The organism is Gemmiger formicilis (assembly GCF_016900095.1).
In the GTDB taxonomy this organism is placed as follows: Bacteria; Bacillota; Clostridia; order Oscillospirales; family Ruminococcaceae; genus Gemmiger; species Gemmiger formicilis_A.
Genome location: NZ_JACJJP010000019.1, coordinates 1 through 13,654 on the forward strand (window position 1 = coordinate 1; position 13,654 = coordinate 13,654).

General features: G+C 62.4%; 12 protein-coding genes. 1 reads left to right on the forward strand and 11 read right to left on the reverse strand.

The window, feature by feature from the left end:
* Positions 1-266: 266 nt before the first annotated feature.
* The 10 genes from H6B15_RS09760 to H6B15_RS09805 form a co-directional block, all read right to left on the reverse strand.
* A complete protein-coding gene (locus tag H6B15_RS09760; protein WP_204647801.1) occupies positions 267-2,024 on the reverse strand; it encodes an Rqc2 family fibronectin-binding protein in 1,758 nt (585 codons plus the stop codon).
* Positions 2,025-2,078: 54 nt separating this feature from the next.
* Complete coding sequence (locus tag H6B15_RS09765) at positions 2,079-2,828, reverse strand: Nif3-like dinuclear metal center hexameric protein (RefSeq protein WP_204647802.1); 750 nt, start codon at positions 2,826-2,828, stop codon at positions 2,079-2,081.
* Complete coding sequence (locus tag H6B15_RS09770) at positions 2,819-3,496, reverse strand: class I SAM-dependent methyltransferase (protein ID WP_243424364.1); 678 nt, start codon at positions 3,494-3,496, stop codon at positions 2,819-2,821. The genes H6B15_RS09765 and H6B15_RS09770 overlap by 10 nt, the downstream gene beginning before the upstream one ends.
* A complete protein-coding gene (locus H6B15_RS09775; protein ID WP_204647804.1) occupies positions 3,483-3,689 on the reverse strand; it encodes a DUF1858 domain-containing protein in 207 nt (68 codons plus the stop codon). Before H6B15_RS09775 ends, H6B15_RS09770 begins: the two co-directional genes overlap by 14 nt.
* Positions 3,690-3,778: 89 nt before the next feature.
* A complete protein-coding gene (locus tag H6B15_RS09780) occupies positions 3,779-6,052 on the reverse strand; it encodes a DUF2142 domain-containing protein (RefSeq protein ID WP_204647805.1) in 2,274 nt (757 codons plus the stop codon).
* A 213-nt stretch (positions 6,053-6,265) separates the two neighbouring features.
* Positions 6,266-7,441: a molecular chaperone DnaJ gene (gene dnaJ / locus H6B15_RS09785; protein ID WP_204647806.1), complete on the reverse strand. Its 1,176-nt coding sequence runs from the start codon at positions 7,439-7,441 to the stop codon at positions 6,266-6,268.
* Positions 7,442-7,541: 100 nt separating this feature from the next.
* On the reverse strand, positions 7,542-9,377 hold the full coding sequence (dnaK, locus tag H6B15_RS09790; protein WP_204647807.1) for a molecular chaperone DnaK: 1,836 nt from the start codon (positions 9,375-9,377) through the stop codon (positions 7,542-7,544).
* 133 nt (positions 9,378-9,510) lie between these two features.
* Entirely contained in the window at positions 9,511-10,152 is a 642-nt protein-coding gene (grpE, locus tag H6B15_RS09795) for a nucleotide exchange factor GrpE (protein WP_204647808.1), read from the reverse strand.
* Positions 10,149-11,174 carry a heat-inducible transcriptional repressor HrcA gene (gene hrcA / locus H6B15_RS09800; RefSeq protein ID WP_204647809.1) on the reverse strand — a complete coding sequence of 342 codons (1,026 nt, stop codon included), beginning with the start codon at positions 11,172-11,174 and terminating at the stop codon, positions 10,149-10,151. Before hrcA ends, grpE begins: the two co-directional genes overlap by 4 nt.
* A 178-nt stretch (positions 11,175-11,352) precedes the next feature.
* Positions 11,353-11,895 carry a stage V sporulation T C-terminal domain-containing protein gene (locus H6B15_RS09805; RefSeq protein ID WP_204647810.1) on the reverse strand — a complete coding sequence of 181 codons (543 nt, stop codon included), beginning with the start codon at positions 11,893-11,895 and terminating at the stop codon, positions 11,353-11,355.
* A gap of 151 nt (positions 11,896-12,046) precedes the next feature.
* Here H6B15_RS09805 and H6B15_RS09810 point away from each other — a divergent pair, with 151 nt between their 5' ends.
* A complete protein-coding gene (locus H6B15_RS09810; protein ID WP_204647811.1) occupies positions 12,047-12,523 on the forward strand; it encodes an NUDIX hydrolase in 477 nt (158 codons plus the stop codon).
* A gap of 84 nt (positions 12,524-12,607) precedes the next feature.
* Here the strand turns inward: H6B15_RS09810 and H6B15_RS09815 are convergent, their stop codons facing one another.
* The gene (locus tag H6B15_RS09815; protein ID WP_204647812.1) at positions 12,608-13,603 is read right to left on the reverse strand and encodes a hypothetical protein; all 996 of its coding nucleotides are present in this window, start codon (positions 13,601-13,603) and stop codon (positions 12,608-12,610) included.
* Positions 13,604-13,654 lie beyond the last annotated feature (51 nt).

Below are 13,654 nucleotides of genomic sequence, written 5' to 3' on the forward strand. Positions count from 1 at the left end.
GGTGTGGGCGCCGGGGTTGGGGCGGGGTCCGGTGCAGAGGATTCACCGGTGCAGGCACACAGCAGCAGCCCGGCGGCAAGGGTCAGGGACAGGCAGGCAAGGCGGGCGCGCATGGGACATTCCTCTTTTCCCGGCTGCTCCTGCAAGGACAGCGGGACAGCCTTTGTTTCTTATCCCCAGTATAGCATAAAGCGCGTTCCTTTCCCACCAAAAGACGAGAAAAGAACGCGCTTTTTTACAGATGTATCCTACTTGTATCCGGTTGCCTATTTCACCCGCAGCTGTTCTTCCAGACCGGGGCGCGGGGTGACATACACGGTGGTATACACCTCATACAGAACCATGCCCGGCTTGGCGCCGTTGGCCTTCCAGATATTTTTCACCTCGGTGGTATCCACCGGCACCTTGGCCCCGCCGTTCTGGCTGGAATGGAGCACCGCCAGTTCGGCCGCCTCCTCCTTGGTGGTGTCGGGGATGTCCTCGCCCCGGCTCATGACCACGGCATGGCTGCCGGGGGCTTTCTGCACATGGAACCACAGGTCCTTGCCCCGGGCGGTGTGCAGGGTGAGCTTGTCATTCTGGGTATTGTTGCGGCCCACCAGGATTTCAAAGCCGTCGCTGGAGCGGTAGCGCAGGAAATCGGCGGGTTTCTGCCGCTTGTCCCGCTGTTTGAAGTATTTCAGGTAGCCCTGGCTCTTCAGTTCGGCCCGGATCTCATTGAGGGCCTGCTCCCCGGGGGCGGATTCCACCTCATACAGCACAGTGGCCAGATACTCGATCTCGGTTTCCCCTTCCACCAGCAGTTTTTTCAGCATTTCGCCGGCGGTCTGCTTCTTCTTATAGTCCTTGAAGTACTTCTGGGCGTTTTCGTTGGGCCCCAGGCGGGGGTCCAGCCGGATGGTCATAGGCTCCCCGGTGTAGTAGTTTTCCACCGTGGCCTCCCGGTCTCCCTTGTGGATGGCCCACAGGTTGGCCTGGAGCAGTTCGCCGCACAGGCGCAGGGTATCGGCCTTCTGGCTCTGGGCCTGCTCCTCCCGCCGGGCCGCCTGTTTGCGCACAGCACGCTCGTACATGTTGTGCACCGCCTTGTACAGTTCCCGGCTCTTCTGGCGCAGGCGCTCGGCCCGGTCCTTGGTGGCGTAGTAATCCTCCAGCATGACGCTGTAGGAAGGGTACTGGGTCAGCTGGGCCTTGCCGCCGTACTGCTGCGGCGCAAAGAAGCTGAACTCCACCGGCTTGAGGGAACCGTCCGCCTGGGGCAGCCGCACCGCCGTGGGGTGTCCCCCGGCGGCGTGCTCGGCTTTGAGGTCATCCAGCGCAGCACACAGGGCCTGCCGCTGCTCCTCGTTCAGGTCACAGGCGGCCAGGGCGGTCTCGCCGCCGAAGGCACGCCAGGCGGCCTCCCGCAGCACCACCGGGCCCACGCCGCCCACCGACTTGCCCAGGGCCTGGGCCACGGGCAAGTCGGTCCGGCAGGCAGCCTCCACCACGGCTGCCCCGCTCACCGCCAGAAAATCCGGCTTGTTGGGCTTGGGCGGCAGAGTGTAGGGCAGGCCGGGCAGCAGCTGGCGGATCTCGCTGTCCTCAAAGTCCACCCGTTTGAGGGCGTCCACGATTTTGCCGTCCCGGAACAGCACCAGGTTGGAATACCGGCCCATGAGCTCGGCGGCCAGGGTGTTCACCACTAGGTCCCCCATCTCGTTGGTGCAGCGGAAGTCGAAGAAGACGACGCGGTCTCCCGGTTCCCGGCGCAGATCGATGAGGCGACCGCCTGTAAGGTGCTTGCGCAGCAGCATGCAGAAGCCCGGCGGGGTAAGGGGATTTTCAAAGGTTTCCTGGGTCAGGCAGACCCGGGCGGACCCGCTGCGGGCCGACAGAAGCAGACGATAGGTCTCGGTGCGGGTGCGCAGGGTGATGAGCACCTCGTCCCGGGTAGGTTCAAAGATCTTGTCGATCTTGGCATCCAGCAGCTTGTCCCGCAGCTCGGCGGCGACCAGGTCCAGGGTTGCGGCATCCAGTGCCATGGTTGTTCTCCTCTTTCCAAAAGACGGTTTTGCCCGGATGGCCAGGCAGATGAATCAAAGATAGGCAAACGGGTCGGTGTCGGCCAGGGACAGGGTGATGCGCACCTCGTCCGGCAGGGCGGCGGCCAGATGTTCGGCCAGCACCCGGGTGACCGGATGTTCGGTGGCCCAGTGTCCGGCCACCACCAGGCCGATGCCCTTCTGATGGGCCAGCAGGGCGATGTGATGGGCGGCCTCCCCGGTGACCAGGCAGTCGGCGCCCAGGTCGATGGCCTCCTGCAGGTAGCTGCCCCCTGCCCCGCTGACTTCCGCCAGGCGGGTCACGGGGTGATCGGCTTCCACATACTGGGGATGGGCTCCCAGGCGCCGGGCACACAGCTCAGCCAGTTCGGCGGCGGTGGTGGACTTTACGGTGCCGATGCGGCCGCAGCCTTCGGCAAAGGATTCGGTATCTTCCATGCCCAGAATTTCCGCCAGGGTATCGTTGACGCCGCCGGCGGTGGCATCCAGGTTGGTGTGCATGCAGATGGCGGAGATGCCATTTTTCAGCAGCAGCGCCGGCACATCGTCGGCGCCGATCTGCTTGAGAGGATTGAAGATCACCGGGTGGTGGGACACGATGAGGTCACAGCCGCTGTCGGCAGCTTCCTTCACCACATCGGCGGTGATGTCCAACGCCACCGCCACGGCGCTTACCGGACGGCCGGCATCCACCAGCAGGCCCACATTGTCCCAGCTGCAGGCCAGCTCCGGGGGTGCGAATTCTTTGAGAATCTGCAAAACTTGCTGTACGGTCACGGCCATTTTCCTGCCTCCACTTCTGCAATTAGGGCGTCCACCCCGTCGGCTTCCGGGCCGTCGGGCAGGCCCCTGCGGTATTTTTTCAGCTTTCCGGCCTGTTGGGCGCGGTATTCTTCGGCACCGGGCTGGCCCTGTACCAATCCGCACAGGCACCACAATCCGGTGGGGGTATGAGGGTTGCCGGTATAGCGGGCGTTCATAACGGCATACCAGCGCCCGGCGGCGTGGGCCAGGGTTTCCCCCTGCAGGGTAAAGCCTTTCACAGCCAGCCAGCGGCGCAGCAGGCTGTGTTTGGTGGCGGGCACCAGCACCAGGTTGTAGGCCGGATCGAAAACCCAGGGGGCGGCTTCCAGAATCTCCATGATGGTCTGGGCCCCCATACCGGCGATGACGATGTCGGTGACCTCCCCGGGGCGCAGCACCTCCAGCCCGGACCCCAGCCGGAACTGTACCTTGTCCCCGTAAGGGGCACAGGCACGGCGGGCCTTAGACAGCGGGTCGGGGCGAAGATCACATGCAAAAACCAGCGGGCAGCGTCCGCTGCCCACCAGCCATGCACTGAGTTTGCCGTGGTCACACCCGATATCCGCCGCAATGCCGCCGGGGCGGACGAATTCCGCCGCCGCCGACAGCCGGGCGTCCAGGTGCGGTACCGACTTACTGCTTGGCAAAGTATTCATTGAGCTGGGCGACCAGAGTGTCGGGGTCCAGGCCATGGACGGCGCAGGCCTGCTCCACGGTTTCGCCGTGGGCAGCCATGCAGCCCAGGCAATGCATGCCGGCGTTCTGGAAGATGGGCACACAGCCCTGGGCGGGGTCGTTCTTCAGGATGTCGATGATGATGGTATCTCTCTGAACAGTCATGGTAAATTCCTTTCCTGCAGCCGGGATTTCCCGGCTGGATGTTTGATTGTATCAGAACCGGCACAAGGCCGGATTCCGGCATAAAAAGATCAGGTCATCTGCCACTGGGCATACAGCCCGGCGCCCTGCAGCAGTACCAGCGAGGTGAGGCAGACGGTGGCCATCACGGCGGGCCGGGCCACGCTGCGGCGCACCGCAAAGGTGCGGGTACCGCCCAGCAAGATCAGGGCCAGGGGCAAAACCGGCAGCCAGTACCGCCCCTGCACGCCGAAGATGGTGGTGTAGTTGATGGGGGTCCAGCTGAGGGCCGCGAAGAAGGTCAGCCCCACCACCAGGGCCACGATGACCCAGCCCCCGGCGCGCACACGCCCCGGCAGGGACGGCGCATCGGTGTGGGGCAGGCAGGCTGCCAGCAGGGTCAGCACAAGGCCCACGCCCAGCAGCCAGCTGACCGTGATGGGATAGACGATGGGTTCGCCCAGCGCCGTGCCCAGCAGGCCCTGCAGCCAGGAGGCGCCCTCCGCACTCACCGAGCGCAGCAGCAGCTTGATGGTGCCGGGCAGGTTGCGGCAGATATAGCCGGCGGAGTAGGTGTAGATGGAATCGCCGTTGGCCTGGACGCTGTCCACCAGCTGTTCGGGGGTCAGGCCGCCCCACATGTGGGTCAGCCGCCAGAACATCACCGGAACGGCCACACACAACCCCACCGCCAGCACGCCATAAAAGACCTTGCGCAGGCGGGGGCTTCTGTGTATTTTCCAGTATACAAGGGCCAGCAGGGCGGCGGCAATGACCACGGCAACGGCAGCGCGGGTCAGACCCACGTTGTCCACGTCCCGGGTGGCATACACCAACGCGCCCAGGTTGAGGTTCACCCAGCCCAGCACCGCCAGCGCCAGAGCCAGCACCTTGACGAGGATGCCCGGGCGCACCTGCCATCCGCCCAGCGCCACGGTGGGCGCAGCGGGATGGCGGCGGGGGTCCAGATGGGCCGCCGGCACCATGAGCACCAGGGCGGGCACCGGCAGATAGATGGCCTTGGCCGGGCCGATGAGGAAGGCCAGAACCGCCAGCAGCACCAGTTCGGCACGACGGGCGGGACGCTGGCGCAGAGCGAAGCAGAGGGCGGTGAAGCAGAAGACCAGCCCCAGCACGGTGGCGTCGGCGGAAAAGCTGGCTCCCAGCTGCAAGGTCTGGGGCAGCAGGCTCACACAGGTCAGAAGGCCTTTCCAACGTTTGGGAGCCAGGGCCACAGCCAGTGCCGCCAGAATCAGGTAGACCAGCAGATTGCCCAGGCGCCCTGCCAGCAGCATACCGTGGAAGCCGCGGCCCAGCAGACGCGCCAGGGCCACCCCCAGGGTCTGCCCCAGGTACAGGGTATGGTTGAAACTGCCGCCCACGGTGAACTCACTGGAAGTATCGGGCAGGTTTGAAGCAGTTGTATCCCCCAGGTGGGAGAGATATTCCTTATAGGCAAAGATACCAATATCCCCGCTCTGGGCCGCGAAATACGGGGCGTCGCAGGAACGGACCAACAGCCGCCAGCCGTCCTCTTCCCCGTTGGTCAGGGGCTGGCCCAGCAGCTCACTGGCTGCCTGGTAGCTGTTGGCCAGATGGGTGTATTCGTCGGGGCCCACCAGAGGCGGCGTCACCACGCTGAACGCGCCGCCCAGCAGCAGGCCGCCCACCAGCACCACGGCCCAGAAGGCCCGATGCCGCACCAACAGCGCAAAGGCCAGCATCACCGCCGCAAAGAGCAGCCCCCCCAACACGGCGGACAGGGTGCGGGACCAACGGCCGGAATAATCCACCACATACTGCACCGCCGCCGTGGCGTCCAGATTTTTGCCGGTATCGTACTCTTGCAGGGGCATGGCGCCGGACAAACCGGAATCTTCGGCGGGGGCGGCGACGGTTTCACTGACCCACAATCCGATGGGACAGCCGGCATCGTCGCCGATTGTGCCCTCATACCACACATGCAGATACAGTGTTCCCGGATCGGCGGGGGTATACGCCCGGTCAAAAATCACCGCGGCAAAGGTATTGTCCTTGAGGGTGATGCAGTCCAAAGCACCCTGGGCCAGAACCTGGCCGGCTTCATCGGTCAGCTCTGCGCACAGTTGTCCGGTGGCAAAGGCATGGTTGTAGGTGGTCAGGTTCAGGCGCACACCGTACAGCTCCTGGCCTGCCTGCACCGGCAGGGCCTGTACCAGGCCGTCCGGTTGCGGCAGTTCCACCGTCCGGCTGTAATCGTCGTTGACGATTCGGTACACCGGCTGATCATCCACCCGCTGGGACAGGTCATACCCCGCCCAGGCCAGCACCAGCACTGTCACAATCGCCAGCAGGAGCCTTGCCAACACAAGGCGGTGCCCGGCGACAAACTCTTTGATTTTTTGCAACGGTCTTTCGTCCTTTCCTGTCTTGCGTTGCCCGTCTGTGCGGGCGAAAAAGGATGGTTGCATACGGGTTTTATTATATCCCAAAACCGGGCAAAGCGCAACCGCACCGCACACAAAAAGCCGCGCCCCACCGGGGACAGCCCCGGCAGGGCGCGGCTTGGCGCTTATGGGTTATTTGTTGAAGCGATCGCGCAGGTTCTTGAAGAAGCCCTTGCGCTTTTCGTAGTTGTCGTCCTTGAGGGAATCATCAAAGGCTTTCAGGGCGTCGCGCTGGGCGCGGGTCAGCTTCTTGGGGATTTCCACTTCCACGATGACATACTGGTCACCGCGGCCGCGGCCGTTCAGATACTGGATGCCCTGGCCGCGCAGACGGAAGCGGGTGCCGCTCTGGGTGCCTTCGGGGATGCGCTGGGAAACCCGGCCGTCCACGGTGGGCACTTCAATCTCATCGCCCAGCACCGCCTGGCTGTAGGTAATGGGCACACGCACGGTCACATCGTAGCCGTCCCGCAGGAAGATGGGGTCGGGCTTGACGGTCACATGGACGATCACATCACCGGCCGGGCCGCCGTTGGAACCGGCATCGCCCTGGCCGCGCAGCGCGATGTTCTGATCATCGTCGATACCGGCGGGAATGTTGACTTCCAGCGTCTTGCGTTTGCCCACCTTGCCGGTGCCCCGGCAGGTTTTGCAGGGGTCCTTGATGACGGTACCGCGCCCGCCGCAATGGGGGCAGGGCTGCTGGCTCTGCATCACACCGAAGGGGGTGCGCTGCTGGGTCACCACATACCCGCGGCCGTTACACTGGGGGCAGGTTTCGGGGCTGGTACCCTTGGCGGCACCGGTGCCCTGACAATCGGGGCAGGATTCCTGCCGGTTGATGGTAACCTTCTTGGCGCAGCCGTGGGCCGCCTCCTCAAAGGTCAGGATCACACTGGCCTGGATGTCGTGGCCCTTGCGGGGCGCATTGGCGCGGGTACGCCCGCTGCCGCCGCCGAAACCGCCGAAACCACCGAAGCCGCCGCCGAAGATATCGCCGAAGATATCACCCAGGTCCACGCCGCCAAAGCCGCCCGCGCCGCCGAAACCGGCGCCGCCGTTGGCCGCGGCATAGTTGGGATCCACACCGGCAAAGCCAAACTGGTCGTACCGCTTACGCTTTTCCGGGTCGGACAGAACGTCGTTGGCCTCGTTGACCTCTTTGAACTTTTCCTCGGCGGTCTTGTCGCCGGGGTTCAGGTCGGGGTGGTACTTTTTGGCAAGCTTGCGGTAGGCACTTTTGATCTCGGCTTCGCTGGCATTCTTGCCGACGCCCAGGACCTCGTAGTAATCTCTTTTGTCTGCCATAGAATCACACCTTTATTTCTGTACAAGCCCCACAATGGCCGCCGCCGGAAATCCCGGTGGCGGCCCAATGGGAACTTACTGGATTTTGATTTTGGACAGATCAGACTTCATGGAAGTCGGCGTCAACGGCGCCGTCATCCGCCTGGCCGTTGTTGGGAGCCTGCTGGCCGGGGTTCGGCTGGCCCTGGGCGCCCTGCTGCTGGGCAGCCTGCTGATAAACCTTCTCGCTGATGGCGTAGAAAGCCTTCTGCAGGTCGTCCTGCTTGGCCTTGATGTCATCGATGGTGCCGGACTTCAGGGCTTCCTTCAGGGCGGACAGCTTGGTCTCGACTTCGCTCTTCTCAGAGGCGGAAACCTTGTCGCCCAGCTCGTTCAGGGCCTTCTCGGTCTGGAAGACCATCTGGTCGGCGTTGTTGCGGGTGTCGACCTCTTCGCGGCGCTTCTTGTCCTCGGCGGCATACTGCTCGGCGTCCTTGACAGCCTTGTCGATGTCGTCCTTGCTCATGTTGGTGGAAGCGGTGATGGTGATGCTCTGTTCTTTGCCGGTGCCCAGGTCCTTGGCGCTTACGTGCACAATGCCGTTGGCATCGATATCAAAGGTAACTTCGATCTGAGGCACGCCACGGGGAGCCGGAGCGATGCCGTCCAGGTGGAAGGTACCCAGGCTCTTGTTGTCGCGGGCAAACTCACGCTCGCCCTGCAGGACGTTGACTTCCACGCTGGGCTGGTTGTCGGCAGCGGTGGAGAAGATCTGGCTCTTCTTGGTAGGAATGGTGGTGTTGCGGTCGATGATCTTGGTGCAGACACCGCCCAGGGTCTCAATGCCCAGGCTCAGCGGGGTGACATCCAGCAGCAGCAGGCCCTTGACGTCGCCCTGCAGAACACCGCCCTGGATGGCAGCGCCCACAGCGACACATTCATCGGGGTTGATGCCCTTGAAGGGTTCGCAGCCCAGTTCCTTCTTCACGGCGTCATAGACAGCCGGGATACGGGTGGAACCACCGACCATCAGGACCTTCTTCAGGTCGCTGGCCTTCAGGCCGGCATCGGCCAGAGCCTTGCGGACAGGGGTCATGGTGCGGTCGACCAGATCGGAGGTCAGTTCGTTGAACTTGGCCCGGGTCAGGGTCATATCCAGATGCTTGGGGCCGTTGGCGTCAGCGGTGATGAAGGGCAGGTTGATGTTGGTGGAGGTAGCGCTGGACAGCTCGATCTTGGCCTTCTCAGCGGCTTCCTTCAGACGCTGGGCAGCCATCTTGTCCTGACGCAGGTCGATGTTGTTCTCGCGCTTGAAGTCCTCGGCCATCCAGTCGATGATGCGCTGGTCGAAGTCATCGCCGCCCAGGTGGGTATCACCGTTGGTGGCCAGAACTTCGGTCACGCCGTCGCCCATCTCGATGATGGAGACATCGAAGGTGCCGCCGCCCAGGTCGTAGACCATGATCTTCTGGTCGGCTTCCTTATCGATGCCGTATGCCAGAGAAGCGGCCGTGGGTTCGTTGATGATACGGCGCACGTTCAGGCCGGCGATGGTGCCGGCGTTCTTGGTGGCCTGACGCTGGCTGTCGTTGAAGTAGGCAGGCACAGTGATGACGGCCTCGGTGACAGGCTCGCCCAGGTAAGCTTCGGCGTCGGCCTTCAGCTTGCTCAGGATCATGGCGCTGATCTCTTCGGGGGTGTAGTCCTTGCCGCCGGCATGAACCTTTTCGGCAGTGCCCATCTTACGCTTGATGGAAGAAATGGTGTTTTCGGGGTTGGTGATGGCCTGGCGCTTTGCCACCTGGCCCACCAGACGTTCGCCGGTCTTGGTGAAACCGACAACGGAAGGCGTGGTGCGGGCGCCTTCGGAGTTGGCAATAACGACGGGTTCGCCGCCTTCCATAACGGCGACACAGCTGTTGGTAGTACCAAGGTCAATACCGATGATCTTACTCATAGTGTAAAACTCCCTTCAATTATCTTTCCCTTTGCCCTCTTGTCAGGGTCTGGGGTTGTTGTTTTGTTTATGGTTCGATGATGATTGGAAATATCTGATTTATCTGAAACGGGCTTTGCACCCGGTTCATGCTTTATTCGGCCACAACCACCGTGGCGTGGCGGATGATCTTGTCGCCGATCTTGTAGCCTTTCTGGAAGACCCGGACCACGGTGCCGCTCTCCTGCCCTTCTTCGGGCGGAACCTGCTGCACGGCGTTCATGAACTGCGGGTCAAAGGGCTTGCCCAGGGCTTCGATCTCCACAATGTGGAGGGTATCCAGGGCTTTGGCGGCTTTGTCCAGCGTCATCACAACGCCCTTCTTGTAGTTTTCGTCGGTGCAGTCGGCGTTGGCGGCCATATCCAGGGTATCCAGGATGGCCAGGATCTGGGTGACGGCGTGGCTGACACCGTCGTTGAACTTCATATCAGCTTCCCGGGCGGTGCGCTTGCGGTAGTTGTCATATTCGGCCGCGGTGCGCAGCAGCTGGTCTTTCAGCTCCTTGTTCTTGGCTTCGGCCGCTTCCAGCTTGGCCTGGGCGGCTTCCAGCTCCCGGTTCTTCTTGCCGAACCAGTCTTTCTTTTCTTTTTCCGGCTTGGCATCTTTGTCTGCCTTGGGGGCGGTGTCCTCGGCGTTGGGCTCAGCGGCGGGTGCCGTGTCAGCCGGAGCGCTCTGGGCTTCCGCCGCGGGTTCGGCCGCGCCGTTGGGCTTCTTGGTTTCGTTTGTAGAGCTCATGTCTGCTCCTCCTGCTTTTTTCCGGACATCTGCTGCCCGAGTTTGGTTGCAAAATATTCAAGGATGGGAATCATCTGCTGGAAATGCATCCGGTTGGATCCGATGAGAGCCACCGTGCCGGTAAGCCCACCGCCCGCCAGATACCGTTTGCTGACCACGCAGACACCCGGCATTTCGGGGCGGACATCCTCACCCAAAGTGGCGGTGAGTTTGTTGCCATGGGGTTCGATGAGGGTGCGGGCCGCTTCGCTGTCGGAGAAAATCTCCAGAAGCAAGCCCAGATTTTTGCGCACATCGGTCATCTGGGCCAGATGCTGCGCACCTTCAAAATAGACCCGCGGTGTGGTGCGCACCAGCGCTTCGGCGGCGCGGACCACCGGAGCCAGGCGCTGCCCGGCTGCCAGCAGCAGCTCGGCGCTCAAGGTCTCGGTCACGTCCTCCGGCACCACAAAGGTCAGGTTGCAGTTGAGCTGGGTGGCCAAAGTCTGGGCGTCGGCGCGGGAGAACCCGTCCGCCACGCGGGCCACCCGGGTCCGCACGCCGCCGGCGCTGGTCACGGCCAGCACAGCCGCGGTGTAGCGCCCCACCTGTACCACCTCAAAGTGGGCGATGCAGAGGTCGTCAGACCGGGGCGTGGTGACCGCCGCCGCCAGGCCGGTGGTCTCGGCCAGGGCGCGGGCTGCGCTCTGGGCCAGCTTTTCCGGCTCAGCGTCCATGGCGGCAAAAAGCTCATCAATGTGTTCGCGGTCCTGTTGGGGCAGCTCGGTGACGCCCGGGGCCCCCAAAAGATGATCCAGATAATAGCGGTAACCCTGTGCGCTGGGCACCCGGCCCGCACTGGTGTGGGGCTGTTCCAGCAGCCCCAGCTTGGTCAGGGCGGCCATCTCGTTGCGCAGTGTGGCGCTGGAGAGGGCCATGTCGAAATAATTGGCCAGCAGGCCGGAACCGACCGGTTCCCCGTCGGCCCCGTACAGGGCGACGACGGCTTCCAGAATGCGCTGCTTGCGCCGGTCCATTGCCATGCCGCCCACTTCCTTTCGTTCTCGTTTAGCACTCTCTATCTCCGAGTGCTAAGTCTATTATAGCTCACCTTCCCCCGCTGTCAAGAGTTTTTGTAGAAAAGTTTGAAAGTTTAACAGTTTTGACACAAAGCGACCCGCGGACACTTCCCGATGCAGGGTCGATCCGCGGGTCATGGGGTCATTCTTCCATCCATTTTGCCAGAAATGCCGCCGCTATGGCAATGGACGCGGCAGTGTGCTCGTCCGGAGCGGGGTCCTTGGCGGTTCCCAGCAGCAGCACGCCGCCTTCCACGTCCCCGTGGGCCACAATGGGGGCCGCGCACAAAATCTGGCGGTCGCTGCGTTCCAGTGCGCGCATGCGCCGTTCGGGATCATCAGGGGCGGTGTAGGGGGTGCGCATGGCCAGCAGTTTCTGCATGGCATCGGACACCGGACGGCCTTTCAGTTCCCCCTTGTTGGGGCCGGTGGCCGCCACAATGGTATCCCTGTCGCACACCAGCACCGGACGGCGCAGGTTTTTGGACAGCACATCGGCGTACACCCCCGAGATCTGTCCCAGCTCCACCAGGGGGGAATATTTCTTGAACACCACTTCCCCGCCGGAGTCGGTAAAGATTTCCAGCGCGTCGCCCTGGCGGATGCGCTGGGTGCGGCGGATTTCCTTGGGGATGACCACCCGGCCCAGCTCGTCAATGCGGCGCACGATTCCTGTTGCTTTCATATCGATTCTCCTTGAACTTCTGCTTTTGGTATTTGCTTCCTTGGCTGTTGGTATTGTCTGCATCCCCAGCCAAATTATGCAAGCAAAGACATTTGACCCTTGCCGGGCAGCGTGGTAAGATGGAGAAAATCATCCTACCGGGAGGCGTAGTATGGAGTTGTTGCAGACCACCCTGTGTTATCTGGAGAAAGACGGGCAGTACCTGATGCTGCACCGGGTGAAAAAGGAGCAGGACGTGAACAAGGACAAGTGGATCGGCGTGGGCGGCAAGTTCGAGCCCGGGGAGGATGCGGTGGCTTGTGCCCTGCGGGAAGTGTGGGAAGAGACCGGCCTGACCATGCACACGCCGCTGTACCGGGGCATTGTGGACTTTTTCTGTCCGCCCTGGCCTGCCGAGCGGATGCACCTGTTTACCTGCATCGATTTTTCCGGTGAGATGCGTTCCTGTGACGAAGGCGACCTGGAATGGGTGGACAAAAACGCCGTTCCTTCCCTGCCCATCTGGGAGGGCGACAAGATTTTCTTTGACCTGCTGGCCAAGGATGAGCCCTTCTTCCATCTGGCACTGCACTATGACAAGGACGTCCTGGTGCGTGCCTGCCTAAATGGCCAGGACCTGCCCCGGTGATTTTTCTTATTCCTTATATATAAAATAAAAGCGAAAACAGCCCCGCACGGTGTTGCATCCGCGCGGGGCTGTCTGTTTTCTGATTTAATCGGAGGTCGCCGTGGAGGTGGCCGGTTCGTCGGTGGATTCTGCGGAAGAATCGCCGCCGTCGCCGCCATCGCCGGTTTCGTCCCCGGTATTGTCCTCGGTGGGCGTCTCTTCTCCGGTGGTTCCGTCCCCGGTGTTGCTTTCGTCGGTATTTTCTTCCGGCACCAGCTCTTCGGAGGCAGTGTCGCTGCTGTTGGCGGCATCGGTCATGGTGGAATCCAGCTGTCCCTGCACCATCGCCTGGGGATCATCCACCGAGCTGGTGGGAGCCGGTGTGGCGGAATCCTGGGTCTCCACCTGCATTTCGCTTTCCTGCAAAGCGGTCAGGTACCACTGGCGGTTCTCGCCGCGGCTGAACACAAAGTCCATGTACTTGGTGGGCTCGGTGGGTGCCGTCAGGGAAAGTTCCCCTGTGGAGCTGTTGCTGATGGTAGGAATGTAACCCACGGTGACGTAGGTCTTGCCGGACTGGGTCCAGATTTTTTCCACTTCCGGGGTGTACAGGCCCACGGCGCCGGTAACCGGCACCAGATAGCCCTGGCGGTCGGCATCATAGTTGTAGATGAACTCTTCGGTTTCGAAGCTGCCCTCTTCCAGGGGGTAATCCGGTCCCAGAAGGTTGGTCAGGTAGGTGTCGATCTCCAGCTGGGGCAGGATCAGCGATCCGGTCTCGGTATCGCGCTCGTAGTCGTCCAGTGTACCGTCCTTCTGGGCCTGGTAGACGGTGCCCCAGATAGCTGCCTGACGGAACACGGTGGAATCCACCGCCGAAACATCATCAAAGGGCAGTACGTCGAACATAACCAGGCCGTAGACACGGTCGGCAAAGCGTTCACGGCGGTCAGAATCGTCCAGCGCGGCGCGCAGGGCAGCCACACACCAGTTCAGGACGGTGAACAGACCGATCACAACCAGGACAAGCGCCACAGCGCCCAGCATCTGGCGGGCCAGACGGCGGCTGTTGCGCAGTTGTTCCTCACGAGAATTTGCCATGTAGGGGTCTCCTTATAGATCAATCAACAGAAATACCAAAAGCGGGCGGCA

Bases quoted from the DNA above. Each gene is read 5' to 3' on its own strand.
- H6B15_RS09760 (WP_204647801.1), bottom strand. From the start codon at position 2,024: ATGGCACTGGATGCCGCAACCCTGGACCTGGTCGCCGCCGAGCTGCGG.
- H6B15_RS09815 (WP_204647812.1), bottom strand. From the start codon at position 13,603: ATGGCAAATTCTCGTGAGGAACAACTGCGCAACAGCCGCCGTCTGGCC.
- H6B15_RS09810 (WP_204647811.1), top strand. From the start codon at position 12,047: ATGGAGTTGTTGCAGACCACCCTGTGTTATCTGGAGAAAGACGGGCAG.
- dnaK (WP_204647807.1), bottom strand. From the start codon at position 9,377: ATGAGTAAGATCATCGGTATTGACCTTGGTACTACCAACAGCTGTGTC.
- H6B15_RS09805 (WP_204647810.1), bottom strand. From the start codon at position 11,895: ATGAAAGCAACAGGAATCGTGCGCCGCATTGACGAGCTGGGCCGGGTG.
- hrcA (WP_204647809.1), bottom strand. From the start codon at position 11,174: ATGGCAATGGACCGGCGCAAGCAGCGCATTCTGGAAGCCGTCGTCGCC.
- dnaJ (WP_204647806.1), bottom strand. From the start codon at position 7,441: ATGGCAGACAAAAGAGATTACTACGAGGTCCTGGGCGTCGGCAAGAAT.
- H6B15_RS09775 (WP_204647804.1), bottom strand. From the start codon at position 3,689: ATGACTGTTCAGAGAGATACCATCATCATCGACATCCTGAAGAACGAC.
- grpE (WP_204647808.1), bottom strand. From the start codon at position 10,152: ATGAGCTCTACAAACGAAACCAAGAAGCCCAACGGCGCGGCCGAACCC.
- H6B15_RS09765 (WP_204647802.1), bottom strand. From the start codon at position 2,828: ATGGCCGTGACCGTACAGCAAGTTTTGCAGATTCTCAAAGAATTCGCA.